General features: G+C 73.3%; 23 protein-coding genes and 1 tRNA gene. 7 read left to right on the top strand and 17 right to left on the bottom strand.

Annotated elements, in window-relative coordinates; translation table 11 throughout:
* The first annotated feature begins 79 nt into the window (after positions 1-79).
* Positions 80-153 (top strand) — tRNA-Pro (locus ACFP6A_RS10285).
* A 47-nt stretch (positions 154-200) separates the two neighbouring features.
* Here the strand turns inward: ACFP6A_RS10285 and der are convergent.
* The 10 genes from der to ald form a co-directional block, all read right to left on the bottom strand.
* On the bottom strand, positions 201-1,661 hold the full coding sequence (gene der / locus ACFP6A_RS10280) for a ribosome biogenesis GTPase Der (RefSeq protein ID WP_379603422.1): 1,461 nt from the start codon (positions 1,659-1,661) through the stop codon (positions 201-203).
* Positions 1,658-2,353, bottom strand: a complete 696-nt coding sequence (gene cmk / locus ACFP6A_RS10275; RefSeq protein WP_379603421.1) for a (d)CMP kinase — start codon at positions 2,351-2,353, stop codon at positions 1,658-1,660. The genes der and cmk overlap by 4 nt, the downstream gene beginning before the upstream one ends.
* A 200-nt stretch (positions 2,354-2,553) precedes the next feature.
* Complete coding sequence (locus tag ACFP6A_RS10270; protein ID WP_379603420.1) at positions 2,554-3,693, bottom strand: prephenate dehydrogenase; 1,140 nt, start codon at positions 3,691-3,693, stop codon at positions 2,554-2,556.
* Between the two features lie 3 nt (positions 3,694-3,696).
* Entirely contained in the window at positions 3,697-4,059 is a 363-nt protein-coding gene (gene aroH / locus ACFP6A_RS10265) for a chorismate mutase (protein ID WP_379603419.1), read from the bottom strand.
* Positions 4,060-4,200: 141 nt separating this feature from the next.
* Complete coding sequence (locus ACFP6A_RS10260; RefSeq protein WP_379603418.1) at positions 4,201-5,079, bottom strand: pseudouridine synthase; 879 nt, start codon at positions 5,077-5,079, stop codon at positions 4,201-4,203.
* Entirely contained in the window at positions 5,076-5,735 is a 660-nt protein-coding gene (gene scpB / locus ACFP6A_RS10255; RefSeq protein WP_379603417.1) for an SMC-Scp complex subunit ScpB, read from the bottom strand. Before scpB ends, ACFP6A_RS10260 begins: the two co-directional genes overlap by 4 nt.
* Positions 5,732-6,607, bottom strand: coding sequence for a segregation and condensation protein A (locus ACFP6A_RS10250; RefSeq protein ID WP_379603416.1), 876 nt, complete (start codon positions 6,605-6,607; stop codon positions 5,732-5,734). Before ACFP6A_RS10250 ends, scpB begins: the two co-directional genes overlap by 4 nt.
* On the bottom strand, positions 6,591-7,469 hold the full coding sequence (locus tag ACFP6A_RS10245; RefSeq protein WP_379603415.1) for a ParA family protein: 879 nt from the start codon (positions 7,467-7,469) through the stop codon (positions 6,591-6,593). The genes ACFP6A_RS10250 and ACFP6A_RS10245 overlap by 17 nt, the downstream gene beginning before the upstream one ends.
* 67 nt (positions 7,470-7,536) lie before the next feature.
* Complete coding sequence (gene xerD / locus ACFP6A_RS10240) at positions 7,537-8,499, bottom strand: site-specific tyrosine recombinase XerD (RefSeq protein ID WP_379603498.1); 963 nt, start codon at positions 8,497-8,499, stop codon at positions 7,537-7,539.
* Positions 8,496-9,611: an alanine dehydrogenase gene (gene ald / locus ACFP6A_RS10235; RefSeq protein WP_379603414.1), complete on the bottom strand. Its 1,116-nt coding sequence runs from the start codon at positions 9,609-9,611 to the stop codon at positions 8,496-8,498. The genes xerD and ald overlap by 4 nt, the downstream gene beginning before the upstream one ends.
* Positions 9,612-9,957: 346 nt before the next feature.
* Here ald and ACFP6A_RS10230 point away from each other — a divergent pair, with 346 nt between their 5' ends.
* Complete coding sequence (locus ACFP6A_RS10230) at positions 9,958-10,800, top strand: spermidine synthase (RefSeq protein ID WP_379603413.1); 843 nt, start codon at positions 9,958-9,960, stop codon at positions 10,798-10,800.
* A 22-nt stretch (positions 10,801-10,822) separates the two neighbouring features.
* Here the strand turns inward: ACFP6A_RS10230 and ACFP6A_RS10225 are convergent, their stop codons facing one another.
* Positions 10,823-12,583 (bottom strand): DUF885 domain-containing protein, encoded by a 1,761-nt coding sequence (locus ACFP6A_RS10225; RefSeq protein WP_379603412.1) that lies wholly within the window; start codon positions 12,581-12,583, stop codon positions 10,823-10,825.
* A 247-nt stretch (positions 12,584-12,830) separates the two neighbouring features.
* On the opposite strand from ACFP6A_RS10225, the gene ACFP6A_RS10220 reads away from it, so the two are divergent.
* From ACFP6A_RS10220 to ACFP6A_RS10205, 4 genes are all read left to right on the top strand, one after another.
* The gene (locus ACFP6A_RS10220) at positions 12,831-14,192 is read left to right on the top strand and encodes an ABC transporter substrate-binding protein (RefSeq protein WP_379603411.1); all 1,362 of its coding nucleotides are present in this window, start codon (positions 12,831-12,833) and stop codon (positions 14,190-14,192) included.
* Positions 14,193-14,315: 123 nt separating this feature from the next.
* Complete coding sequence (locus ACFP6A_RS10215; protein WP_379603410.1) at positions 14,316-15,305, top strand: carbohydrate ABC transporter permease; 990 nt, start codon at positions 14,316-14,318, stop codon at positions 15,303-15,305.
* Entirely contained in the window at positions 15,302-16,237 is a 936-nt protein-coding gene (locus tag ACFP6A_RS10210) for a carbohydrate ABC transporter permease (protein ID WP_379603409.1), read from the top strand. Before ACFP6A_RS10215 ends, ACFP6A_RS10210 begins: the two co-directional genes overlap by 4 nt.
* An 80-nt stretch (positions 16,238-16,317) precedes the next feature.
* Positions 16,318-18,447 carry a RecQ family ATP-dependent DNA helicase gene (locus ACFP6A_RS10205; protein WP_379603408.1) on the top strand — a complete coding sequence of 710 codons (2,130 nt, stop codon included), beginning with the start codon at positions 16,318-16,320 and terminating at the stop codon, positions 18,445-18,447.
* A gap of 388 nt (positions 18,448-18,835) precedes the next feature.
* Here ACFP6A_RS10205 and ACFP6A_RS10200 read toward each other — a convergent pair whose 3' ends face one another.
* The 6 genes from ACFP6A_RS10200 to ACFP6A_RS10175 all read right to left on the bottom strand — a co-directional run bounded on the left by ACFP6A_RS10200 (position 18,836) and on the right by ACFP6A_RS10175 (position 23,992).
* Positions 18,836-19,039 carry a hypothetical protein gene (locus tag ACFP6A_RS10200; protein WP_379603407.1) on the bottom strand — a complete coding sequence of 68 codons (204 nt, stop codon included), beginning with the start codon at positions 19,037-19,039 and terminating at the stop codon, positions 18,836-18,838.
* A gap of 37 nt (positions 19,040-19,076) precedes the next feature.
* Positions 19,077-20,117 (bottom strand): zinc-dependent alcohol dehydrogenase family protein, encoded by a 1,041-nt coding sequence (locus ACFP6A_RS10195; protein ID WP_379603406.1) that lies wholly within the window; start codon positions 20,115-20,117, stop codon positions 19,077-19,079.
* On the bottom strand, positions 20,117-20,644 hold the full coding sequence (locus ACFP6A_RS10190) for a shikimate kinase (RefSeq protein WP_379603405.1): 528 nt from the start codon (positions 20,642-20,644) through the stop codon (positions 20,117-20,119). The genes ACFP6A_RS10195 and ACFP6A_RS10190 overlap by 1 nt, the downstream gene beginning before the upstream one ends.
* A complete protein-coding gene (gene mgrA / locus ACFP6A_RS10185) occupies positions 20,641-21,672 on the bottom strand; it encodes an L-glyceraldehyde 3-phosphate reductase (protein WP_379603404.1) in 1,032 nt (343 codons plus the stop codon). The genes ACFP6A_RS10190 and mgrA overlap by 4 nt, the downstream gene beginning before the upstream one ends.
* Before the next feature lie 75 nt (positions 21,673-21,747).
* Positions 21,748-22,794, bottom strand: a complete 1,047-nt coding sequence (locus tag ACFP6A_RS10180) for an App1 family protein (RefSeq protein WP_379603403.1) — start codon at positions 22,792-22,794, stop codon at positions 21,748-21,750.
* Between the two features lie 19 nt (positions 22,795-22,813).
* A complete protein-coding gene (locus ACFP6A_RS10175) occupies positions 22,814-23,992 on the bottom strand; it encodes a zinc-dependent alcohol dehydrogenase (protein WP_379603402.1) in 1,179 nt (392 codons plus the stop codon).
* Between the two features lie 56 nt (positions 23,993-24,048).
* Between ACFP6A_RS10175 and ACFP6A_RS10170 the strand changes: the two genes are divergently transcribed.
* Positions 24,049-25,017 (top strand): glucosyl-3-phosphoglycerate synthase, encoded by a 969-nt coding sequence (locus tag ACFP6A_RS10170; protein WP_379603401.1) that lies wholly within the window; start codon positions 24,049-24,051, stop codon positions 25,015-25,017.
* Positions 25,018-25,051 lie beyond the last annotated feature (34 nt).

Genomic DNA, 25,051 nt, shown 5'->3' with positions numbered 1-25,051 from the left:
CCAGGGTACGTGACGGCTCACCAGCGTCTCCCGTCCCGGCGAGGGACGGCGTGGCGGACGTGTAGCATTCCGGCCGTCGCGGGCTGTGGCGCAGCTTGGTAGCGCACCTGACTGGGGGTCAGGGGGTCGTGGGTTCAAATCCCGCCAGCCCGACGCTGTGGCGTGAGGTGCCGAACCGAGCGCGCTCCTGCCTGGAAGGGTCAGCGACCGGGACGGCCGCGGCGCTTCTCCCGCACCCGCACGGACACCTCGATCGGCGTCCCGGTGAACCCGAACGTCTCGCGCAGCCGGCGCTCGATGAAGCGGCGGTACCCCGCCTCGAGGAAGCCGGAGGCGAAGATCACGAACCGGGGCGGCCGGGTGGCGGCCTGGGTGGCGAACAGGATCCGCGGCTGCTTGCCACCACGGACCGGGTGCGGGTGGGCCGCCACGAGCTCACCGAGGAACGCGTTGAGCCGGCCGGTCGGGACCCGGGCGTCCCACGACTCCAGCGCCGTGTCGAGCGCCGGCACCAGCCGCTCGACGTGCCGGCCCGTCCGGGCCGAGACGTTGACCCGGGGCGCCCACTGCACCTGAACGAGGTCCCGCTCGATCTCCCGCTCGAGGTAGTGGCGGCGCTCGTCGTCGAGCAGGTCCCACTTGTTGTAGGCGATGACCAGCGCCCGCCCCGCCTCGACGACCATCGAGATGATCCGGGTGTCCTGCTCGGTCAGGGTCTCGCTGGCGTCGATGAGGACGACGGCCACCTCGGCCTTCTCCAAAGCGGCCTGGGTGCGCAGCGATGCGTAGAAGTCTGCGCCGCGGGTCTGGTGGACCCGGCGACGGATGCCGGCGGTGTCGACGAGCTGCCACGTGCGCCCACCGAGCTCGACGAGCTCGTCGACCGGGTCCCGGGTGGTGCCCGCGGTGGCGTCGACGACGACCCGCTCGCTGCCGGCGAGGCGGTTGAGCAGGCTGGACTTGCCGACGTTCGGCCGGCCGACGAGGGCCACCCGCCGCGGCCCCCCGGCGACCGGACCGAGCCGCTCGCGGGGGGTCTGCGGCAGCACCTCCAGGACGGCGTCCAGCAGGTCCCCCGAGCCGCGCCCGTGCAGGGCGGACACGGGGTGCGGCTGCCCGAGGCCCAGCGACCACAGCGACGCGGCCTCCAGCTCCCCGCGCTCGTCGTCCACCTTGTTCGCCACCAGCAGCACGGGCTTGCCGCTGCGGCGCAGCAGCCGGACCACGGACTCGTCGGTGCTCGTCGGTCCCACCGTGGCGTCGACGACGAACAGGACGGCGTCCGCCAGCTCGACGGCGATCTCCGCCTGCTCGGCCACCCGGGCGTCGAGGCCCGCGACGTCCACCTCCCAGCCGCCGGTGTCCATCACCGTGAAGCTGCGCCCGGCCCACGTCGCGGGGTAGGTCACCCGGTCCCGGGTGACCCCGGGGACGTCCTCGACGACGGCCTCCCGCCGTCCGAGGATGCGGTTGACCAGGGACGACTTGCCGACGTTGGGGCGCCCGACGACGGCGAGCACCGGCAGCGGGCCGGCGTCAGCGCCGGGCAGGTCCTCCGGTGCGGCGTCGAGCAGCGAGATGTCGGACTCGTCGAGCTCGTAGTCCTCCAGCCCGGCGCGCAAGGCCTCTGTCGGGTCGGCGGCGTCGTTCGGGTCGGTCATCGGGGCTCTCCGGTGCGGTCGGCGACGACCTGGAGGACGGCGTCCACCGCCTGCTCGAGGGTGAGGGTCGAGGTGTCCACGGTGACGACCCCGTCGGCTGCTACGTGGAAGGTGGAGACGGTGGCGTCGTCGCGGTCGCGGCGCAGCACCTCGTCCCGGGTGGCGGCCAGCGCCTCCTGGGCGCTGTGGCCGTGCAGCTCGAGGGCGCGGCGGGCCAGTCGCGCCTCCTCGTCGGCGGTGAGCAGCACCCGCACGTCGGCGTCCGGCGCGACGACCGTGGTGATGTCCCGGCCCTCCGCGACGATGCCGGCCGTGGCCGCGGCGATGATCTCCTGCTGCCGGCGGACGAGCTCGGCGCGGACGGCGAGGTTCGTGGCGACCAGGCTGACCTGCCGGGAGATCCGGCTCTCCCGGATGGCGGCGCCGACGTCCTGACCGTCGACGAGGACCCGGGGACCGGCCGGGTCGGTCCCCATCTGCAGGGGCAGGCGGCGGGCCTCCTGCGCGACGGCCTCGACGTCGGTCAGGTCGATGCCCCGCTCGAGGCACCACCAGCACACCGCCCGGTACATCGCCCCGGTGTCGAGGTACGCGAGCCCGAGCCTGCGGGCCACCTCACGGCTGACCGTCGACTTGCCCGAGCCGGACGGACCGTCGATCGCGACGACGATGCGGCGCTGCAGGGCGGGCACGTGCGACTCCTCGACGGTTCGGTGGGGGCTGTGCCGAGCCTAGTGGAGTACGCCCCCACCCCCTCCCCCGTCTGTCTCCACCCGGCCCCCTCCCCCGTGATCATGCAATCCCGCCACCCTCGTAAGGCGTGATGCAGCTGTTCCACCAGCACAGACAGGGGTGGCGGGATTGCATGATCACCGAAGGGGTGTTCGAGTGATCAGCGAGGGGAGGAGTGGACGACCCAGCCGCGGTGGCTCAGGGCGGTCTCGAGCCGCTCCCGGGCGGCGGGTACCACCGACAGCTCAGCCAGACCCACCGGCTGCCCCGGAGAGTGCTCCAGACGCAGGTCCTCGAGGTTGACCCCGATCTCCCCCATGTCGGAGAACAGCCGCCCGAGCTCACCAGGCCGGTCCGGGACGACGACCGTGACGACGGCGTACGGCGTGGGCGGCGCCCCGTGCTTGCCGGGTATGCGCGCGTGCCCGTCGTTGCCGGCGGCCACCAGAGCGGCGAGCGCGGCACTCGCGCCGACCGCCGGGCCGCCGTCCCCCGCGGCGGCCCCCGCGTCGTCCGCACCGCCGCCGGCCAGCCGGTCCAGGGCGTCCAGGACGACGTCGAGGTCGTCGCGCAGCGCGCCGAGCACCCGGCGAACCGGGGCGGCGTTCCCGCCGAGGATCTGCACCCACAGGGCGGGGTCGCTGGCGGCGATCCGGGTGACGTCCCGCAGCCCCTGACCGGCCAGGGCGACGGCCTCGGCAGGGGCGTCGCGCAGACGGGCCGCCACGAGGCTCGCCGCGACCTGGGGGACGTGCGAGACGATCGCGACGGCCTCGTCGTGCGCCGCCGCCGACAGCGCCACGGGGGTCGCGCCGATGTCGGTAACGAGGTCCTCGACCCGGCGCACGGCAGCCTGGTCCGCACCGGGGACGACGACCCACGGCCGGCCGGCGAACAGGTCCGCGCGTGCCGCGACCGCGCCGCCGCGCTCGCGCCCCGCCAGGGGGTGCCCGGGGACGTAGCGGGCCAGGTCACCGCCGCGGTCGGCGACCTGGCGCAGCGGACCGGCCTTCACGCTCGCGACGTCGGTGACGACGGCGTCCGGCCAGCGCGCCAGCTCGTCGGCGACGACGTCTCCCGTGACGTCCGGCGGTGCGGCGACGACGACGAGGGCCGGCGGGGGGTCGTCGTCGGTCGCGGGTCGGCCGGCGCCGAGGTCACGAGCCAGAGCCACGGCGGACGGCGAGGGGTCAGCCAGCAGGACGTCGACCCCGCGCGTCGCCAGGGCCAGGCCGACGGACGTGCCGAGCAGCCCGGTGCCGACGACGCGCACCGGCCCGCGGGTCCGGGTGGGGGTCACGGCCTACTGCGCGAGGTCCCGGCGCAGCACCTCGGCGCCGCGCAGGTAGACGTGCTGCACCTGGCTGCGCGGGACGTCCAGCTCCGCGTGCGCCATGAGCCGGACGACGCGGGGCAGGGCGCCGGGGACGTCGACCTCGACCGTGCACAGCAGCGGGACGTCGCCGAGCCCCAGCTCCCGGGCCGCCAGCGCGGGGAACTCGCTGCGCAGGTCGGCGGTCAGGGTGAAGATGATCGAGATGAGGGCGTCCCGGTCGAGGCGGTTCGCCTCGAGCACCTGGGTGACCAGCTCGCGGGTGCGCTCGAGCAGGTGCTCGCGCTCATCCACCTCGAGCTGAGTGGCCCCGCGGATGGCCCGCACCGCCATCGGTACCCCTCCTCGCGTCGTCCGCCGTCGGGACGAGCCTACCGACGCATCCACGTGCTGAGACGCCATGACCACGACTCGGACCACGACTCGGACCACGGCGCCCCGCGCTCGCCGGCGTCCCTCACCGGCGCACCGACGTCACAGCCCGGTGTCGAGCAGCAGCGCGCTCAGCTCGGCCCGGGTCAGCGGCCGGGTGCTGCCGGGGCGCAGGTCCCCGAGCCGCACCGGGCCGACCTCGGTGCGCACCAGGCGCGTCACCGGGTGACCGACCTCGGCGAGCAGACGGCGGACGACGTGCTTGCGGCCCTCGTGCAGGACCACCTCGACGAGGGTGCGCCCGCCGGCGGCGTCCACCACCCGGAAGGAGTCGACCGCGACCGGCCCGTCCTCGAGGTCGACCCCGGCCCGCAGCCGGCGACCGACGTCCTTGGAGACCCGACCCTCGACCTCGGCCAGGTAGGTCTTGCGGACGCCGTAGGAGGGGTGCTGCAGCCGGTGGGCGAGCTCGCCGTCGTTGGTCAGCAGCAGCAGACCCTCGGTGTCGGCGTCCAGACGGCCGACGTGGAACAACCGCTCCCCGCGGTCACCGAGCAGGTCGGCCAGGCACGGCCGGCCCTGCGGGTCCTCCATCGTGGACAGCACGCCGCGAGGCTTGTTGAGGGCCAGATACGTCCTGGACTCGTCCAGCTGGAGGCGCACCCCGTCGACCGTGATCACCGCCGTGGTGGGGTCGACCCGCACGCCGAGCTCGGTGACGACGTGGCCGTCCACGGTGACCCGGCCGGCCGCGATGAGCGCCTCGCAGGCCCGCCGGGACCCGACCCCGGCGTGCGCGAGGACCTTCTGCAGCCGGACGCCGTCCGGGTCGTGGACGTCGACCGCGGGCTCGACCGGCTGAGCCGGCCCCGGACGACGAACCCGCTGCCTGGCCGGCCCGGCGGACGGCCGGCCGGTGGGTCGGGCGGGGCGCCCGCGGTGACCGCCTCGGCCCTGCCCGCGGCCGTCGGGCGGGCTCACCGCTCCTCCCCCGCCAGCTGCTCGAGGACGTCCGCGTCGGGCAGGTACGGGGCCAGCGGTGGCAGGTCGTCCACCGACGTCAGCCCCATCCGCTCGAGGAAGTAGCTCGTCGTCCGGTAGAGGACGGCGCCGCTGTCGGGGTCGTGGCCGGCCTCCTCGACCAGACCGCGACTGCTGAGGGTGCGCATCACGCCGTCGACGTTGACCCCCCGGATCGCAGACACTCGTGCCCTGGACACCGGCTGACGGTAGGCGACGACGGCGAGGGTCTCCAGGGCGGCCTGGGTGAGCCGAGCCGTCTGCCCGTCACGGACGAACCGCTCGACCACCGGGGCGACGTCCGGCCGGCTAAAGATCCGCCAGCCGCCGGCGACCTCCCTCAGCTCAAAACCCCGGTGCTGCTCGGCGTAGTCGGCGACGAGGTCGGCCAGGAGCGCCTCCACCCGCTCCACGGGTAGGACGAGAGCGGACGCCAGCTGGAGCACGGGCACCGGTTCGTCGACCACCATGAGGACGGCCTCCAGAGCAGCCCGCGCCCCGCCGGGGAGCACGTCGAGGTCGAGGCCCTCGGCCACCGGGTCCTCCCCTGCCGCCCGGCTCGTCGCGCCCTGTGCTGCCGCGTTCGCCGCGTCGCTGTGCGTGCCGGCGTCGGTCACGGTGCCACCTCCTGCTCGGCGTCCCGGCCGGCGAGCTGCACGCCGTCCGGGTCTGTCTGGTCGAACTCATCGTCCACCTCGACGTCACCATCCTCGCTGCCCGTCCAGCGGACGCTGAGCTCCGCCAGTGCCTCGACCTGGTCGAACGCCACGGCGCCGTCGCGGAACAGCTCGAGCAGCGCGAGGAAGCGGGCGACGACGACCGTCGTCGAGGAGGCGTCGGCGACGAGCGCGCGGAAGGTGGTGCGGCGGCTGCGACGCAACCGGTCGGCGAGGACCTGCGCCTGCTCCCGGACGCTGACCAGAGCACTGTGCAGGTGAGCCAGGCTGACCCCCTCCGGCTGCGGACGGGGTGCCAGCGCCCGCGCTGCCGCGGTGGCCAGCTGCTCGGGCGTGGTGCTCATGACGAGCTCGGGCAGCAAGTTCGCCAGGTGCGGCTCGAGCGGCACCGACCGCGGGTACCGACGGCCCTCGGTGGCCAGGCGCTCCGCCAGGGAGGCGGCGACCTGCTTGAACGCCCGGTACTGCAGCAGCCGCGCGAAGAGCAGGTCTCGCGCCTCCAGCCGGGCGACGTCCTCGTCGTCGTCGACCTCGCCGGCGGGCAGCAGGCGGGCCGCCTTCAGGTCCAGCAGGGTCGCGGCGACGACGAGGAACTCGCTGGCCTGCCCGAGGTCCCAGCCGCCGTCGGCGGCCGAGCGGATGTGCGCGACGAACTCGTCGGTGACGGTCGCCAGGGCGATCTCGGTGATGTCGAGCTTGTGCTTGGCGATGAGGGACAGCAGCAGGTCGAACGGCCCGCTGAAGTTCTCCAGGTGGACCTCGAAGGAGCGTCCGGCGGGGCTGCCCGGCCCCTGCTCAGGCGGCGTCACCACGGGCGATGAGCTCGCGGGCGAGCTGCCGGTAGGACTCGGCCGCCGGGTGGCCGGGCGCGTACGAGGTGATCGGCTCCGCGGCGACGGACGCGTCCGGGAACTTCACCGTGCGGGCGATGACGGTGTGGAAGACCCGGTCGCCGAACGCCTCCACGACCCGGGCGACCACCTCCCTGCTGTGCAGGGTGCGCGAGTCGTACATCGTGGCCAGGATGCCGTCGATCTGCAGCGCGGGGTTCAGCCGGTCCTGGACCTTCTCGATGGTCTCCACCAGCAGCGCCACCCCGCGCAGGGCGAAGAACTCGCACTCCAGGGGGATGACGACGCCGTGGGCGGCGGTCAGCGCGTTGACGGTCAGCAGGCCCAGGGAGGGCTGGCAGTCGATGAGGACGACGTCGTAGTCGTCGGCCACCGGGCGCAGCACCCGGGCGAGCACCGTCTCGCGGGCCACCTCGCCGACCAGCTGGACCTCCGCCGCGGACAGGTCGATGTTCGCCGGCAGCAGGTCGAGTCCGGCGACCCCGGTGGGACGGATGACCTCCCGGACGTCGCTGGAGCGCTCCATGAGCAGGTTGTAGATGGTCCGGTCGAGCTCGTGCGGGTTCACCCCGAGGCCCACCGACAGCGCACCCTGGGGGTCGAAGTCGACGAGGAGCACCCGGCGGCCGTACTCGGCCAGGGCAGCACCCAGGTTGATGGTCGTCGTCGTCTTGCCGACGCCGCCCTTCTGGTTGCACATCGCGATGATCCGAGCCGGACCGTGCCCCGCCAGCGGGGCGGGTTCGGGAAAGGCGGGCAGTGGGCGGCCGGTCGGGCCGACCGTCTCCCCGGCAGGCACCACGGTGGTGTCACTGCTGCTCACAGGTGCTCTCGTCTCCTGCTCGGACGGCGGTCAGATCGCAGCGACCCTACCCCAGCAGCACCGCGGGTCAGCGGGCCCGCGGGTGCGCGGCGGCGTACACCTCGCGCAGGGTGTCGACGGTGACGAGCGTGTAGACCTGCGTGGTCGTCACCGAGGCGTGTCCGAGGAGCTCCTGGACCACCCGGACGTCGGCGCCGCCCTCGAGCAGGTGGGTGGCGAAGGAGTGCCGCAGGGTGTGCGGGGAGACGTGCTCGGACAGCCCGGCCCGCTGAGCGGCCGAGCGCAGCACCGCCCACGCGCTCTGGCGCGACAGCCGTCCGCCCCGGCTGTTGAGGAAGACCGCCGGGGTCCCCCGCCCGGCCCGGGCCAGCACCGGGCGGGACCGGACGAGGTAGGCCTCGAGCGCCTGCACGGCGTAGGACCCGAGCGGCACCAGCCGCTCCTTGCCGCCCTTGCCGACGAGCCGCACGGCGGCGCCGACGCCCCCGTCGTCCCCGGTGAGCACGTCGTCGACGTCCAGCCCGACGGCCTCGCTGATCCGGGCGCCGGAGCCGTAGAGCAGCTCGAGCAGCGCCCGGTCCCGTAGCGCGGCGGCGGTGTCGCCGACCGACGCGGCCTCGAGCAGCCGGGTGACCGCGGCGACGCTGATGGCCTTGGGCAGCCGCTTGGGCGGGGTCGGCGGGCGGACGTCCCGGGCCGGGTCGGCGACCGTCGTCCCCTCGAGGGCGAGAAAGCGGTGCAGGCCGCGCACGGCGACGACGGTGCGCGCCGCCGACGAGGCGGACAGCGCCGGGCGGCCGTCCTGCCCGGTGCGGATGGTGGCGAGGAAGTCGCTGACGTCCTGGGCCACGACGTCGCCGGGGTCACGCCGGCCCTGTCCCTCCAGGAACGCCACGTACCGCTCGAGGTCCCGGCGGTAGGCGCCGAGGGTGTTCACCGACAGTCCCCGCTCGACGGTGAGGTGCTCGAGGTAGCCGGCCACCGCGCGGGCCAGGCCGCTCGGTGGTGCTGGCCGCCGCGGGCTCGTCAGGAGAGCACCTCGGCCAGCGGGACGGCGTCCAGCCCGTGGGCCTCCGCGACCGGGGCGTACGTCACCGCCCCGGCGTGGGTGTTGAGCCCGAGGGACAGCGGCTCGTCGTCGCGCATCGCCTGCTGCCAGCCCTTGTCGGCCAGCTCCAGGGCGTACGGCAAGGTGACGTTCGTCAAGGCGTAGGTGGAGGTGTGCGGGACGGCGCCGGGCATGTTGGCGACGCAGTAGAAGACCGAGTCGTGCACCCGGTAGGTGGGCTCCGCGTGCGTGGTCGGGCGGGAGTCCTCGAAGCAGCCGCCCTGGTCGATGGAGATGTCGACGAGCACGCTGCCGGGCTTCATCCGGGAGACCAGCTCGGTGCTGACCAGCTTGGGTGCCCTGGCGCCCGGGACGAGGACCGCTCCGATGACGACGTCGGCGTCCAGGACGGCCCGCTCGATCTCGTAGGTGTTGCTCGCGACCGTCTGGCAGTGCCCCTGGTAGATCGCGTCCACCTGGCGCAGCCGGGCGACGTTCTTGTCGAGCAGGAGCACCTCGGCCTGCATACCGAGCGCGATGGCGGCCGCGTTGAACCCGGCCACGCCGGCTCCGATGACGACGACCTTGGCGGCGTAGGTGCCCGGCACACCCCCCATGAGGACGCCGCGGCCGCCCTGGGCGCGCATCAGGGTGTGCGCGCCGACCTGCGGGGCGAGCCGGCCGGCGACCTCGCTCATCGGGGCGAGCAGCGGCAGCGAGTGGTCCGGCAGCTCCACGGTCTCGTAGGCGATGGCGGTCACCTTGCGCTCGACGAGCTCGGTGGTGAGCCGGGCGTCGGCGGCCAGGTGCAGGTAGGTGAAGAGAGTCTGCCCCTCGCGCATCCGGTGGTACTCCGACGCCACCGGCTCCTTGACCTTGAGCACGAGGTCGGCCTCGGCCCACACGTCGTCGGGTGAGTCCAGGATCTGGGCTCCCGCGCCGGCGAAGTCCTCGTCGGAGATCGAGGACCCGGTCCCGGCGTCCGTCTCGACGTACACCTGGTGACCGTGGCGGACCAGCTCGTGGACGCCGGAGGGGGTGGCGGCCACCCGGTACTCGTTGTTCTTGACCTCGCGCGGGATGCCGATCTTCACGAGCCGTCACTCTAGTGTCATCTGCGTCACCTCCCGCCACGTCCGCGCTCGGCGGTCCGTCAGCCGACCACCCTCGGTGGTCAGTCGACAATCCCCCCTCGTGATCATGCAATCCCGCCACCCACCCGCTCGCAGAATGCTGGGTTGTGGGCGCGACACGCCGGCCAGGCCGTGCTGAGCGCAGCATTCTGTGGTGGAGGCGCGCCACCCGACGTGAGGCTGACATGGCAACCAAGACCACCTCGGAGGGTGGCGGGATTGCATGATCACCGAGGGGTGGGGCTCGGAGGGTGGCGGGATTGCATGATCACGGCGAGGGGAGGGTGTGGGGGTGGGGAGGGTGGGGATGAGGAGCCGGCAGCGTGACGGCCATGGGCGCAGCGACCGGTCAGGACCGGTGGAGGGCGAGTACCCGGTCGACACCGGCACGGTGCGCCTGACCCGCGACGGCGCCGACCCCGACGCGTGGACGGTCTGGGTCAACGGGGTGCCGAGCTCGCCGGTCAACCTGCGCGACCCGACAGTCCTGGACTTCGAGTACCTGCAGTGGATGGCGGACGTCGTCGAGGTCGCGGCCGCCCCGGCTCCCCAGCCGCTCGACGTCGTCCACCTCGGCGGCGGCGGGTGCGCCCTGGCCCGGCACCTGGACGCCGTCCGGCCGGGGTCCCGGCAGGTCGTCGTCGAGCTGGACGCCGAGCTGAACCGGCTCGTCCGCGGCTGGTTCGACCTGCCCCGCTCCCCTCGCCTGCGGCTGCAGTCCGGGGACGCCCGGGAGGGCCTGGCAAGGCGTCCGGACGCCAGCGCGGACGTCGTCGTCCGGGACGTGTTCGCGGGCTCCAGGACTCCCTCGCACCTGACGACAGCCGAGTTCCTGGCCTGCGTCGCCCGGGTGCTGCGCCCGGGCGGGGTCTACCTGGCGAACGTCGCCGACCCCGGGACCCTGGCGGAGCTGCGCGCCGAGATCGCTTCCGCGACAGCTGTTTTCGAGTCCGTCGCCGTGCTCGCCGAACCCGCGGCGCTACGGCGCCGGCGGTGGGCGAACGCCGTCCTCGTCGGGTCGCACGCCCTCCTGCCGATCGCGGCCCTCGCACGCCGGGCGGCGTCCGGGGCCGTGCGGGCCCGACTGGTGCACGGGGACGCCCTGGTCCAGCTGCGGGCCGGTGCCCGGCCGCGGCACGACCCCCGCTGAGCGCGCCGCGACCGGCTCCGTCTCACAGGCCGGCGAGCACCTCGGTGAGGTCGTCCAGGCCCAGGGACCCGGCCGACAGGGCGGCCATGTGCCAGGCCTTGAGGTCGAAGTCCTCGCCCCGGCGGCGGCGCGCCTCCTCCCGCCCCGCGAGCCACGCGCGCTCCCCCAGCTTGTAGCTGATCGCCTGCCCGGGCCAGCCCAGGTACCGCACGACCTCGCTGTCGATGAACGCGGCCTCACGCCCGCTGTGGGCTCCGAAGAACTCCCTGGCCAGCTCCGGCGTCCAGGTCTGCCCGGGGTGGAACGTGGAGTCCTCCGGCACGCTGAGCCGCAGGTGCATGCCGATGTCGATGACGACCCGGACGGCGCGCATCATCTGCGCGTCGAGGTAGCCCAGCCGGGCGCCTGGGTCGGCGAGGTAGCCGAGCTCGTCCATGAGGCGTTCGGCGTACAGGGCCCATCCCTCGGTGTTCGCGCTGACCGAGCCGACCGTCGTCTGGTAGGTGGACAGCTGTGGCGCGACGTACGCCCACTGGGCCAGCTGCAGGTGGTGGCCCGGGACGCCCTCGTGGTACCAGGTCGAGACCAGGTTCCACAGCGGGAACCTGGTCTGCCCCAAGGTCGGCAGCCAGGTACGGCCCGGCCGGGAGAAGTCAAGGGTGGGGCGGGTGTAGTACGGCGCGGCAGCGCTACCGGGTGGGGCGATGCGGGCCTCGACGACCTTCACCGGCTCGGCGATGTCGAAGTGCGTCCCGTCGAGGTCGGCGACGGCGCCGTCGAGCATCTGCTGCAACCGTTCCCGGACCTCCTCGACGCCCTCCACCACCTCGCCCTCGGCGTCCAGGTGCCGCATCGCCTCCAGCGGCGTGGCGCCGGGTAGGACGCGCTCGACCTCCTCGCGCATCTCGGCGTCCAGGCGCAGGTACTCCTGCCAGCCCCAGTGGTAGGCCTCCTCGAGGTCGAGGTCGGCACCGGTGGACAGCCGCGCGAGCAGCCGGTAACGCTCGGCGCCGACGGCGTCCGGGGTGCCCTCGGTGGCCGGCAGGTACTCGTGCAGCAGAACCCCCCGCAGGTCGGCCGTGGCCCGGTTGGCCGACTCGGCGGCCCGCCTCAGGTCGATCCGCAGGCTCTCGGGGAGATCGGCGGGCGCCTCCTCGACGAACCCGGTGAACCAGCCCCGACCGCCGGCGGCGTCCAGCCAGTCCCCGAGCTGGTCGGCGAGCGTGCGCACCTGCCGGGGCGCGGCGTACAGACCACGGCGGCCTCCCGCGCGCAGCGACTCGACGTACCCGGCGAAGGACTCGTCGACCCGGGACATCCGCCGGGCGATGACCGCCCAGTCCTCCGGTGTGCGCGCCGGCATCATCGAGAACAGCTGCCGGACCGCCTGGGGCGGTCCGAAGATGTTGCGCACCTGGCGCAGGTGCTCACCAGCAGCACTGACGGCGAGCTGGGCCTCGAGCCGCTCCCGCAGCAGCCGGGCGGCCCGCGCCTCCAGGGGGTCCTCGGCCGCACCCGCGGCCTCGGCCGCCGCGAGCCGTCCGAGTGCCCGGCGGGCGGCGTCGTCCTTGGCGTCCTGGGCCTGCGGCGACAGGTCGGGGGCCCGGTCGTCGCCGGGACGTCGTCCGAGAGAGGTGGCGACCAGCGGGTCGAGCTCGACGAGCTCGTCGACGTAGGCGTCCGCGATGGCCCGAGGGGTCCGCGGCCCGTCGTCCCGAGGCCCCGTGCTGGGGCCCGTGCTGGGGCCTGTGCTGCCGCTCGGCCCGGTCGTGGTGGGTGGCATGTCCTCATCGTGCCGGAGTCAGTCGTCGGAGCGCTCGTCGAGTCACGATCACCCGTGTGCGGCGGTATGTCGCTGTCTGCGGTGATTGGCCATTCTCGTCGGGCGGCCCGGACCTGAGTTACCGCGCACGTGACCGGATTGTTACGCCGATGTTGACGAGTCTGCTTGCCGCTCACGGCCCTGGGGAGTTGGCTCGTGACGCACTGTGCGGCAACCCCGCCGCAGTCCCGATGGAAGGACCAGGTTCATGGCATTCAGTACGCGCAGACGTCGTTCTGCCGCGGTCGCGGGCGGTCTGGGCATCGCCCTCGTCCTGACCGCCTGCGGCGGCGACAGCGGCGACGGCGGAGACGGCGACGCCGAGGCCGGCGGCGAGGTCGACTGCTCGGCGTTCGAGGAGTTCGGCGACCTGGCGGGGGAGACCGTCTCGGTCTACACCTCGATCGTCTCCCCCGAGGACGCCCCGCACATCGAGTCCTACAAGCCGTTCGAGGAGTGCACCGGCGCCGAGATCGACTACGAGGGCTCCCGCGAGTTCGAGGCCCAGCTCATCGTCCGGATCCAGTCGGGCAACGCCCCGGACATCGCCTACATCCCCCAGCCGGGCCTGCTGCAGACGCTGGTGCGTGACACCGACGCGGTCGTCCCGGCGCCGGACAGCGTCGCGGCCAACGTCGACGAGTTCTGGAACGAGGACTGGAAGGAGTACGGCTCGGTCGACGGGACCTTCTACGCGGCCCCGATCGGCGCGAACGTCAAGTCGTTCGTCTGGTACTCGCCCTCGATGTTCCAGGAGGCCGGCTACGAGATCCCGCAGACCTGGGACGAGCTCATCGACCTGTCCGACCAGATCGTCGCCGACGGCGGCGTGCCGTGGTGCGCCGGCATCGGGTCCGGCGACGCGACGGGCTGGCCCGCCACCGACTGGCTGGAGGACCTCGTCCTGCGCACCGCAGGCCCGGAGGTCTACGACCAGTGGGTCGCTCACGAGATCCCGTTCGACGACCCACAGATCGCCGAGGCGCTCGCGGAGGTCGGCTCGATCCTCAAGAACGAGGAGTACGTCAACGGTGGTCTGGGCGGGGTCCAGAGCATCGCCTCCACCGAGTTCGGCGACGCCGGCCTGCCGATCCTCGACGGCGCGTGCTGGATGCACCGTCAGGCGTCCTTCTACCAAGCCAACTGGCCGGAGGGCACCGAGGTGGCCGAGGACGGCGACGTCTTCGCGTTCTACCTCCCGTCGATGGACGACACCCGGCCGCTGCTCGGCGGTGGCGAGTTCGCCGCCGCGTTCTCGGACCGGCCGGCCGTGCAGGCGTTCCAGACCTACCTGTCCTCGGACGACTGGGCGAACGAGAAGGCGAAGGTCAGCGGACCGGGCTGGGTGAGCTCGAACACCGGCCTGGACCCGGCGAACCTCGAGTCGCCGATCGACCAGCTCTCCGCCGAGCTGTTCCAGGACGAGGAGGCGATCTTCCGGTTCGACGCCTCTGACCTCATGCCCGGTGAGGTCGGGGCCGGCAGCTTCTGGACCGAGATGACGAACTGGATCGCCAACGACAAGGACGACCAGGCCGTTCTCGAGGCCATCGAGGCCTCCTGGCCGTGACGGTCGAGTGACCCGGACGTCGTCCTGACGTCGTCGTGACGTCGTCCGGCCGGGAGTGCCGGGGCCTGTGGCAAGGTGGCCCCGGCACTTCCGGTCCGGGCGGCACGCAGCGAGGAGAACGAGATGGACTGGTTGCTCGACGCCGGGACGCCCGGCGAGAAGTTCCTCGTGATGGCGTTCGCCATCGCGCTGTTCGTCGTCGTCATGGCCGGCATCCTCTTCGCCGTCGACCGGCCCAAACGCATCCCGAACTGGGTGGTCGTGGCCGGCTTCCTCGGCCCGTCCGTGCTGATGCTGCTCCTCGGTCTCATCTACCCGGCGATCCGCACGATCGTGGACTCCTTCTACGACAAGAACGGGCAGAACTTCATCGGCCTGGCCAACTACGAGACCATCTTCACCCAGGAGGGCTTCCAGATCGTCCTGCGGAACACGGCGATCTGGGTGCTCGTCGTGCCGATCGCGGCGACGTTCCTCGGCCTCGTCTACGCCGTCCTGGTCGACCGCTCACGCTTCGAGTCGTTCGCCAAGGCGCTGATCTTCCTGCCGATGGCCATCTCCATGGTCGGTGCGAGCGTCATCTGGAAGTTCGTCTACGAGTTCCGTCCCGACCAGCCGGGCGTCAGCCAGATCGGCCTGGCCAACCAGGTGCTCGTCTGGCTCGGCCTGGAGCCCTACCAGTTCCTCATCAGCACGCCGTGGAACACGTTCTTCCTCATCGTCGTCTTCATCTGGATCCAGGCCGGCTTCGCCATGACCGTGCTCTCCGCGGCTATCAAGGCCATCCCCGACGACATCATCGAGGCCGCTCGTCTCGACGGCGTCGGCGGCGTGCGGATGTTCCGCTACGTGACCGTGCCGAGCATCCGCCCCGCGATCGTCGTCGTCTTCACCACCATCGCGATCGTCACGCTGAAGGTCTTCGACATCGTCCGGACGATGACCGGCGGGAACTTCCAGACCAGCGTGGTCGCGAACGAGTTCTACGTGCAGGCCTTCCGGCAGTTCAACACCGGCCTGGGAGCCGCGCTCGCCGTCATCCTCTTCGTGCTCGTCATCCCCATCGTCGTCTACAACGTCCGGCAGATGCGCCTCTCCGAGGAGATCCGGTGAGCACGACCACACCCGCCGCCACCGCCACCGCCGTCGAGACCTCGCGCCAGAGCCGCAAGGCGGCGAAACGAGCCCAGCGCTCCGCCGAGGCGAAGACGAAGCTCAGCTCCCCGTGGGCGTCGGGCATCGCCATCGTCATGGCGATCCTGTGGACGATCCCGACTCTCGGCCTGCTCATCACGTCGTTCCGGCCGGAGATCGACATCCGCAGCTCGGGGTGGTGGGAGTTCCCCTTCAATCCGGAGGTCACGCTCGCCAACTACGAGCAGGCGCTCTTCGGCACCGGCGTGAACTTCTCCACGTTCTTCGTCAACTCCGTCGTCATCACGATCCCCGCCGTGGTCATCCCGATCACGCTGGCGCTGCTGGCGGCGTACGCCTTCGCGTGGATCGACTTCAAGGGACGGGACACGCTGTTCGTCGCCGTCTTCGCCCTGCAGATCGTCCCGATCCAGGTGACGCTGATCCCGCTGCTGACCCTCTACGTCGACTGGGGGCTGGCCGGCTCGTTCTGGACGGTCTGGCTGTCCCACTCCATCTTCGCGCTGCCGCTGGCCATCTTCCTGCTGCACAACTTCATGAAGGACATCCCGCGCTCGCTCATCGAGGCCGCCCGGATGGACGGCGCGGGACACGTGAAGATCTTCTTCCAGGTGCTGTTCCCGCTGCTCGTGCCGGCCATCGCCGCGTTCGGCATCTTCCAGTTCCTCTGGGTGTGGAACGACCTGCTGGTGGCCCTGACCTTCGCCGGCGGCGACCAGAACGTCGCCCCGCTCACCGTGCAGCTCGCGAACATGGTCGGCACCCGCGGGTCGGAGTGGCACCTGCTGTCAGCCGGCGCGTTCATCGCGATGATCGTCCCGCTCATCGTGTTCGTCACCCTGCAGCGGTACTTCGTGCGGGGACTGCTCGCCGGTGGCGTGAAGGGCTGATCCACCGGGACGGCGCGCCCGGAAGCGCGGAGGGGCGGCCGGTCGACCTCGTTGTCGGCGGCCGCCCCTACGCTCGCCGCATGCCGAGCGCCGCACCCCCTGTCCCCGCGTCCGAGGACGCCCTGCGCCTGCTGCGCCGCCTCACCGGGAACCAGGACGCGACCTTCCGTGAGGGCCAGGACGACGCGGTCCGGGTGCTGGTCGAGGACCGCGCCCGGGCCCTGGTCGTCCAGCGCACCGGGTGGGGGAAGTCCGCGGTGTACTTCGTCGCCACCGCGCTGCTGCGCGGCCGCGGCGCCGGCCCGACGCTACTGGTGTCCCCGTTGCTCGCCCTGATGCGCGACCAGGTGACGGCCGCGGGCCGCGCCGGAGTGCGCGCGGTGGAGATCAGCTCCTCGAACGTCACCGAGTGGGACGACGTGGCGGCCGCGCTCGACCGCGACGAGGTCGACGTCCTGCTGGTGTCACCGGAGCGACTCACCAACCCGCGGTTCGCCGCCGAGCAGCTGCCCGACCTGCTTCGGCGCTGCGGGCTGCTCGTCGTCGACGAGGCGCACTGCGTCTCCGACTGGGGGCACGACTTCCGGCCGGACTACCGCCGGATCGGTGACCTGCTCGACCGTCTGCCCGCGGGCACGCCGGTTCTGGCCACCACGGCGACGGCGAACGCCCGGGTCGTCGAGGACGTGGCCGAGCAGCTGGGTCGCGGCGGCGTGCCGGTCACGACGATCAGGGGGCCGCTGGCCCGCACCTCGCTGCGTCTCGGTGTGCTGAGGCTGCCGAGTGCCGAGGACCGGCTCGGCTGGCTGGCCACGCACCTGCCCGCACTGCCCGGCAGCGGGATCGTCTACACGCTCACCGTCAGCGCCGCGGAGGACACTGCCGCGCTGCTGCGCGAGGCCGGTCACGACGTCCGGGTCTACACCGGCCGCACCGACGACACCGAGCGCCGCGAGGCCGAGGAGGCCTTGCGCGACAACCGGGTCAAGGCGCTGGTGGCGACCTCGGCGCTGGGCATGGGCTTCGACAAGCCGGACCTCGGCTTCGTCGTGCACCTCGGAGCGCCGTCCTCACCGGTGACCTACTACCAGCAGGTGGGTCGGGCCGGTCGTGCGGTGAGCACGGCGGACGTGCTGCTGCTGCCGGGTCCGGAGGACCGTGAGATCTGGCGCTACTTCGCCACCGCGGCCATGCCCCGCCGCGAGGACGCCGAGGCGGTGCTCGCCGCGCTGGCCGCAGCAGACCAGCCGCTGTCCGTCCCTGCGCTGGAGACGGTCGCCGACGTCCGCCGCACGCGGCTGGAGCTGCTGCTCAAGGTCCTCGCCGTGGACGGCGCCGTCCAGCGCGTGGGCGGCGGCTGGACGGCGACCGGCCGGCCGTGGGTCTTCGACGCCGAGCGGTACGAGCGGGTGGCGCAGGCACGCGTGGCGGAGCAGGACGCCATGGTCGCCTACCAGCACGGCGCGACCTGCCGGATGGCGTTCCTCCAGCAGCAGCTCGACGACGAGACCGCCGCACCGTGCGGCCGCTGCGACGTCTGCGCCGGGCCCTGGTACCCCACCGCGGTCCCCACCGAGGTACGACAGTCGGCCGGCGCCGCGATCCGCCGGGTGGGGGTGCAGGTCGACCCCCGGACGACGTGGCCCACCGGGATGAGCCGGCTCGGCGTCCCCGTCCAGGGACGGATCCCCGTGCAGGAGCAGGTGGCGCCGGGACGCGCCGTCGCACGGCTCACCGACCTGGGCTGGGGGCAGCGCCTGCGGGGACTGCTCGCGGACGAGGCCGAGGACCGTCCCGCCGACGACGAGCTCGTCCGGGCCTGCGTCGACGTCCTGGCCGGGTGGGGCTGGCAGGTGCGGCCGGCCGCCGTCGTGACGGTCCCGTCGCGCCGCCGCGGGCGCCTCGTCGCCTCGGTCGCCGAGCAGATCGGGGCACTGGGCAGGTTGCCGGTGCTCGGGTCGCTCGTTGCCGTCGACGGTGGTCCGGTCGGTGCCCGCGGTGGCAACAGCGCCTTCCGGCTAGCGGGCGTGTGGGACCGGTTCGAGGTGCCGCCGGACATGGCCGCGGAGGTGCGCCGGCTCGCTCCGGCGCCCGTGCTCCTCGTCGACGACCTCGTCGACTCCAGGTGGACGCTGACGGTCGCGGGGCGGCTGCTGCGAGTGGCCGGTGCGGGTGGCGTACTGCCGTTCGCCCTCGCCGTCGCCGCCTGACCCCTCGCCGCCGCCTGACCCCTCTGCGGGGCAGCCCAGGCCGCTCTGCGTGATCAGTCGACTAACCCCGTCACGATCCGTCGACCACCCTTCGTGATCAGCTGCGAATCCCCTGTTCGTGATCATGCAATCCCGCCACCCTGGCCGCACGGCTCCCGGGTCCGCCACCTCGCAGAATGCTGGGTCGCAGGCACGACACGCCGCTAGAACGATGCCGCAGCCAGCACTTCGTGCTGGGGTGGCGGGATTGCATGATCACGGGGGGGTGCCGGCCGGGGGTGCCGGCCGGGGGTGGCGGGATTGCATGATCACCGGGAGGTGCCGGCCTGGGGTGGCGGGATTGCATGATCACCGGGGGGTGCCGGCCTGGGGTGGCGGGATTGCATGATCACGGGGAGGGGGGGTCGTGGGGGTCCGGCGCGCTGCCGTCGCCGTCGGCAGGGTGCTTGGACGCCGCCTGCGGCTCCGGGGCGGTGCGCCGCTCCTCCTCGGGCTCCTCGCGGTGGAAGGGCTCGGTCTGCGCCGCCCGGTCGGCGGCCTCCTTCGCCCGCTCCACGGCCTCCCGCGAACGCTCCAGCGGTTCGTCACTCATGACACCGAACGTACCGGCGGTCCCCCGACCCGGCACCTCACGGCACGGCCACCGTGATCCCGGCGCCGAGGCGCCCCTCGCCGAGGGCGGCCAGCGCCGCCGGCACCTCCTCGAGCGCCACGGTCCGGTGCACCAGGGCAGCCCGGGGCAGCCGACCGGAGGTGACGAGGTCGAGCAGGGGCGGGTAGTCGGCGGCTGGCATGCCGTGACTGCCCAGGAGGTCCAGCTCGTAGGCGATGACCCGCTCCATCGGGACCCGCGGGTGGCCGGTCGCGGCCGGCAGCAGCCCCACCTGCACCTGGCGGCCGCGCCGGCGCAGCGAGAGCACCGAGTCGGCGCAGGTGACGGCGGAGCCGAACGCGTCGAGGGCGACGCGTGCTCCGCCCCCGGTGGCGGCGACGACAGCAGCGGGCACGTGGCCGTCCGTGGCGGCGTCCAGCACCACCTCGGCGCCGAGCTCCCGCGCCGCGGACAGCGCCTCGGGGCGGACGTCCACGGCGACGACGCGCGCTCCGACCGCGACGCCGATGGCCACGGCCGCCAGGCCCACACCGCCGCAGCCGTGCACGGAGAGCCACTCCCCCGGCTGGACCCGACCGCGCGTCACGACGGCGCGGTGGGCCGTGGCGACCCGGCAGCCCAGGCCCGCTGCGGTGACCGAGTCGAGGTCGTCAGGCAGTGCGACGAGGTTGGTGTCGGCGTGCTCGAGGGCGACGAGCTCGGCGAAGGACCCCCACCCGGTGAAGCCCGGCTGGGTCTGGTGCGGGCACACCTGGCCGTCGCCGGCCCGGCAGACCTCGCACGTCCCGCAGGCGCAGACGAACGGGACGGTGACCCGCTGCCCCACGGTCCAGCGGACGACGTCAGGGCCGACGGCAACGACCGTGCCGGCGAGCTCGTGCCCCGGCACGTGCGGCAGGACGACGTCGGGGTCGTGCCCCTGCCAGGCGTGCCAGTCGCTGCGGCAGATGCCGGTGGCCTCGACCCGGACCACCACGCCGGCCGGCGACGGCACCGGGTCGGGCACCTCCCGCAGCACCGGCAGCACGCCGAACTCCTCGACCACGACCGCGCGCATCAGGGACCCGCCGGGTCGACGCCGACGGCGGCACGCGCCCTGGCGAGGACCTCCTCGACCGGCGCCGAGGCGTCCAGCACGACGTCCGCGACCTGCGCGAACAGCGGCCGGCGCACCGGGTCCTGACGACGCAGCAGCTCCAGCGGGTCGCTGCCGAACCGGGGCCGGTAGTCGCCGGCACCGAACCGCACCGCGAGCACCTCCGGCGCGGCGTCGAGCCACAGGACGAACGCGTCCGCCAGCGCCGCCCGGCACCTGGGCACCTCCACGGTGCTGGCCGCTGCCGCGACCACCACCGCAGGGCGCTCCGCCACGCCGGCGAGGAGGTGCTCGGCCTCCCACCGGTGCAGGGCGTCGACCCCGTCCCGGTCGGCGAGCGTCGCGGTGTCGATGCCGTGCTCACGCAGCAGGTCGGTGTCGCTGTCGCGCAGCGGCCGGTCCAGCGCGCGGGCGAGCTCCGAGGCCACGGTGCTCTTGCCGGAGCCCATCAGCCCGAGCACGACGACGGCCCGGTCGCGCACCGTCATGCCTGCCGGGAGGACGCCCACAGGTCGATCCCGGTGTCCACGGCGTGCTCGTCGATCGCGGCCAGCTCGTCGTCGGTGAACGCCGGCGCCCGCGTCGCTCCCAGGTTCTCCTCCAGCTGCTGCACGCTGCTGGCACCGATGAGCACCGAGGTGACCCGCTCGTCGCGCAGCGCCCAGGCCAGCGCCATCTGCGCCAGGGTCTGACCGCGAGCGGCCGCGATCCCGTTGAGCGCCCGGACGTGCTCGAGCGCCTCGTGCGTGAGCAGCTCGCTCGACAGAGAGCTGTCGCGGGCTGCCCGGGACCCCTCGGGCACGCCGTCCAGGTACTTCGTCGTCAGCATCCCCTGAGCCAACGGCGAGAACGCGATGCAGCCGGCGCCAACCTCCTCCAGGACGTCGAGCAGCCCCTCGGTCTCGATCCACCGGTTGAGCATCGAGTAGGACGGCTGGTGGATCAGCAGCGGTGTGCCGAGGTCCGACAGGATCCTGGCGGCCTCGCGGGTGCGCTCGGGACCGTAGGAGGAGATCCCGACGTACAGGGCCTTGCCGGAGCGGACGGCGGTGTCCAGCGCGCCCATCGTCTCCTCCAGCGGAGTCGTCGGGTCGTACCGGTGGGAGTAGAAGATGTCGACGTAGTCCAGGCCGAGACGCCGAAGGGACTGGTCCAGGCTGGCCAGCAGGTACTTGCGCGACCCGCCACCTTGCCCGTACGGGCCCGGCCACATGTCGTAGCCGGCCTTCGTCGAGACGATGAGCTCGTCCCGGTACGGCCGCAGGTCCTCGCGCATCACCCGGCCGAAGTTCAGCTCCGCGGAGCCGTACGGCGGCCCGTAGTTGTTCGCCAGGTCGATGTGGGTGACGCCGAGGTCCACCGCGCGACGCAGGATGGCCCGCTGGGTGTCCAGCGGCCGGTCGTCACCGAAGTTGTGCCACAGCCCGAGGGAGACCACCGGCAGGTCCAGGCCGCTGCGCCCGCACCGGCGGTAGGTCATCGTGTCGTACCGGTCCGGTGCCGCCGGGTAGCTCATCCGCCCATCCTGGCAGGACCTCCCCGGACTGCCGACTCGACCCCAGGCTGCCGACTCAACCCCAGGCGGCGTCCCTCACAGCAGCCCGGCGCGGCGCAGCGCGTCGCCGAGGCCGGTGCCGTCCGGAGCGCGGACCTCCGGCACCGGAGCCTCAGCGGGCCCGTGGTCCTCCGGCCTCGGGCCGGTCGTGCCCCGGGACAGCACCCGCTCCCCCGTGGTCAGCTGACGGATCGCGATCCCACGCACGTGCTCGGGGTACTCCCGGGCGAAGTCCAGGTAGATGTCCGGGTCGTGCTGCCCGTCGTCCCCGATGAGCAGCCAGCGCACCTGGGGCAGCTCACGGGCCAGCCGGCGCAGCGTCGCCGCCTTGTGCTGGCGCCCGGAGCGGAACCACCCGGCGTTCGTGGGGCCCCAGTCGGTGAGCAGCAGCGGCCCGGCCGGGTACCCGTGGCGGGTGAGGAACCGGGACAGCGTCGGGGCCACGTTGAACGCCCCGGTCGACAGGTAGACCACGAGCGTCCCCGGCTGCCGGACGACGATCTCCCGGTACAGCGGCGCCATCCCCGGCACCACGTACCGGGCCTGCTCGTGCAGGACGAAGGTGTTCCAGGCGGCGATGAGCGGGCGCGGCAACGACGTGATCATGACGGTGTCGTCGATGTCGCTGACCACGCCGAGGGTCTGCTGCGCGCCGACGACGGTGACGACGGCCGAAGCGGGCTCCCCGTCGGGCAGCCGGAGCGTCACCTCGTGCGTACCGGCGGGCAGGTCGCACTCGACGACGGCGTCGACGTACCCGCTGCGGTTGGTCCTCACCGTCCGGGTGGACGACCCGGCAGTGACCACCACGTGCGCGCCCGCGACGGGTGCGGTGGCGAAGCTGCGCCACCCCCGGACGAGCCCCTGCCGGCGCGGCCGGCCGGCGGTCCCCGGGCGCGAGAGCAGCACCCGTCCGAGCACCCGGACCCAGCCGGGCGCGCCGTCACGGGCGACCGAGCCGTACCCGGGGTAGGCGACGACGTGCGGAACCCAGCCCCGTCCACGCAGGACCTGCTCGACGACGGCGTCCGCACGGGCCTCCAGGACGGCGGCCAGGTGCGGCTTGGCCCTGGACTCGGTCACACGGCCGGAGTCTGCCGCCTCACGGCTGGAAGAGCACCTTCACCGCACCGTCCTGCTTCTTCTGGAACATCTCGTACGCCTGCGGCGCCTGCTCCAGGGGCAGCCGGTGGGTGGCGAAGTCCTGGACGCCGAGCGGGTCGTCGTCGGTGAGCAGCGGCAGGATGTCCTCGACCCAGCGCCGCACGTTCGCCTGCCCCATCCGCACGGTGATCTGCTTGTCGAACATCTGCATCATCGGCAACGGGTCGGCCATCCCGCCGTAGACGCCGGACAGCGACACCGTCCCGCCGCGGCGGACCGCGTCGATCGCGGTGAGCAGGGCGCTCGTCCGGTCCACACCGAGCGTCTCCATCACCTGCCGGGCTAGGGGACCGGGCAGCAGACCGACGACCTGGTGGGCGCTCTTGGCGACCGGCGAGCCGTGCGCCTCCATGCCGACGGCGTCGATGACGGAGTCGGCGCCGCGGCCGGCGGTGAGCTCACGGACGGCGTCCCCGACGTCGTCCACGGCGCTCAGGTCGATCGTCTCCAGCCCGCGCGAGCGGACCCGGGAGAGGCGCTCGGGGACGAGGTCGACGCCGATCACCCGGTGCCCCCGGTGCGCGGCGACCCGGGCGGCCATGTCACCGATCGGCCCCAGGCCGAGGACGACGAGCGTCCCGCCGTCCGGGACGTCGGCGTACTCCACCGCCTGCCACGCCGTAGGCAGCACGTCGGAGAGGTAGACGAACCGGTCGTCCGGCGGGCCGTCGGGGACCGTGATCGGCCCGTAGTGGGCCTGCGGCACCCGCAGGTACTCGGCCTGCCCGCCGGGGACCTGGCCGTAGAGCTTCGTGTAGCCGAACAGCGACGCGCCCTTGCCCTGGTCGGTGTTCTGCGTCGTCTCGCACTGGGACTGCAGGCCGCGCTCGCACATCCAGCAGGACCCGCAGGAGATGGTGAACGGGACGACGACCCGGTCTCCCGGCCGCAGACCGGGGACGCCGGGTCCAACCTCCTCCACGACGCCCATCGGCTCGTGACCCAGGACGTCACCGGGGTCGAGGAAGGGTGCGAGCACCTCGTAGAGGTGCAGGTCCGACCCGCACAGCCCGGTGGTCGTCACCCGGATGATCGCGTCGGTGGGCTCCTCGATGCGCGGGTCCGGGACCGTCTCGACGCTGACCGACCGCTTGCCCTGCCACGTCACCGCTCGCATGCCCCCGACGTACCCGCACCCCGCGCCCCGAAACCTTCACCAGTTACGTTCCTGTCGTGGATGCGCGGGCGGCGGACTGGTTCGAGCGGCGCACGTCGACTGCCGGGGACTGGCCCCTGGAGCGGTGCCTGCGGCTACGCGCGCAGACCGGCACCAGGGTGAGCGTGATCGTCCCGGCCCGGGACGAGGCGGACACGATCGGAGACGTCGTCGGCACCCTGCGCCGGGACGTCCTCGACGTGGGCCTGGTCGACGAGCTCGTCGTCATCGACTCCGACTCCACCGACGACACCGCCGCGGTCGCGGCGGCAGCCGGAGCCGTCGTCCACGCCTCCCGGGACGTGGCGCCCGAGCTGGGCACGTTGCCGGGCAAGGGCGAGGCGCTGTGGAAGTCGCTGCTCGTCACCACCGGCGACGTGCTCGTGTTCGTCGACGCCGACCTCACCGAGTGGGGCCCGCACTTCGTCACCGGGCTGCTGGGCCCGCTGCTGGCCGACCCGGGGGTGCGGCTGGTCAAGGCCTTCTACGACCGGCTGCTCGACGAGGCAGCGGCGCCTGCCGGCGGCGGCACCGCCCCGGCCGGCGGTAGCTCGTCGACGGACGGCGGCAGGGTCACCGAGCTCGTCGCCCGCCCCCTGCTGTCGCTGTGGTGGCCGCACCTGGCCGCGGTCGTCCAGCCGCTGGCCGGCGAGTGGGCGGTGCGCCGGTCGCTGGCCGTCGAGCTGCCGTTCCCGGTCGGGTACGGCGTCGAGCTGGCCACCCTCATCGACACCGCCGACCGGTACGGGCTGGACGCCGTCGCCCAGGTGGACCTGGGCAGCCGCGGCCACCGCCACCAGGCCGTGCACGACCTGGCCGTCATGGCCGGCGAGCTGCTCGCGGTCGCCGACGCCCGGCGCGCGGCGCCGCGGGGCGTCCCCGCCGAGCCGGTGCTGCACCAGTACCGCCGGTCCGAGGGGGGCTGGCGGGCCCGGCCGGTGCCGGTCGCCGAACGGCCCGCGCTGCAGGAGGTGCTGGGGTGCTGAGGCTGGGCCGGCGGGTGTTCGGCGACAGCGAGCT

Origin of the sequence: Quadrisphaera sp. GCM10027208 (genome assembly GCF_042658805.1) — a bacterium.
Taxonomy (GTDB): Bacteria; Actinomycetota; Actinomycetes; order Actinomycetales; family SCSIO-59966; genus SCSIO-59966.
Note: the sequence above shows the minus strand (reverse complement) of the source record. Positions and strands in the feature narration are given on the sequence as shown.

Coding starts and splice junctions, on each gene's coding strand:
- ACFP6A_RS10215 (WP_379603410.1), top strand. CDS start 14,316: ATGGACTGGTTGCTCGACGCCGGGACGCCCGGCGAGAAGTTCCTCGTG.
- ACFP6A_RS10220 (WP_379603411.1), top strand. CDS start 12,831: ATGGCATTCAGTACGCGCAGACGTCGTTCTGCCGCGGTCGCGGGCGGT.
- ACFP6A_RS10190 (WP_379603405.1), bottom strand. CDS start 20,644: ATGACGGTGCGCGACCGGGCCGTCGTCGTGCTCGGGCTGATGGGCTCC.
- ACFP6A_RS10175 (WP_379603402.1), bottom strand. CDS start 23,992: ATGCGAGCGGTGACGTGGCAGGGCAAGCGGTCGGTCAGCGTCGAGACG.
- der (WP_379603422.1), bottom strand. CDS start 1,661: ATGACCGACCCGAACGACGCCGCCGACCCGACAGAGGCCTTGCGCGCC.
- ACFP6A_RS10230 (WP_379603413.1), top strand. CDS start 9,958: ATGAGGAGCCGGCAGCGTGACGGCCATGGGCGCAGCGACCGGTCAGGA.
- ACFP6A_RS10205 (WP_379603408.1), top strand. CDS start 16,318: ATGCCGAGCGCCGCACCCCCTGTCCCCGCGTCCGAGGACGCCCTGCGC.
- ACFP6A_RS10200 (WP_379603407.1), bottom strand. CDS start 19,039: ATGAGTGACGAACCGCTGGAGCGTTCGCGGGAGGCCGTGGAGCGGGCG.
- mgrA (WP_379603404.1), bottom strand. CDS start 21,672: ATGAGCTACCCGGCGGCACCGGACCGGTACGACACGATGACCTACCGC.
- aroH (WP_379603419.1), bottom strand. CDS start 4,059: ATGGCGGTGCGGGCCATCCGCGGGGCCACTCAGCTCGAGGTGGATGAG.
- ACFP6A_RS10195 (WP_379603406.1), bottom strand. CDS start 20,117: ATGCGCGCGGTCGTGGTCGAGGAGTTCGGCGTGCTGCCGGTGCTGCGG.
- ACFP6A_RS10225 (WP_379603412.1), bottom strand. CDS start 12,583: ATGCCACCCACCACGACCGGGCCGAGCGGCAGCACAGGCCCCAGCACG.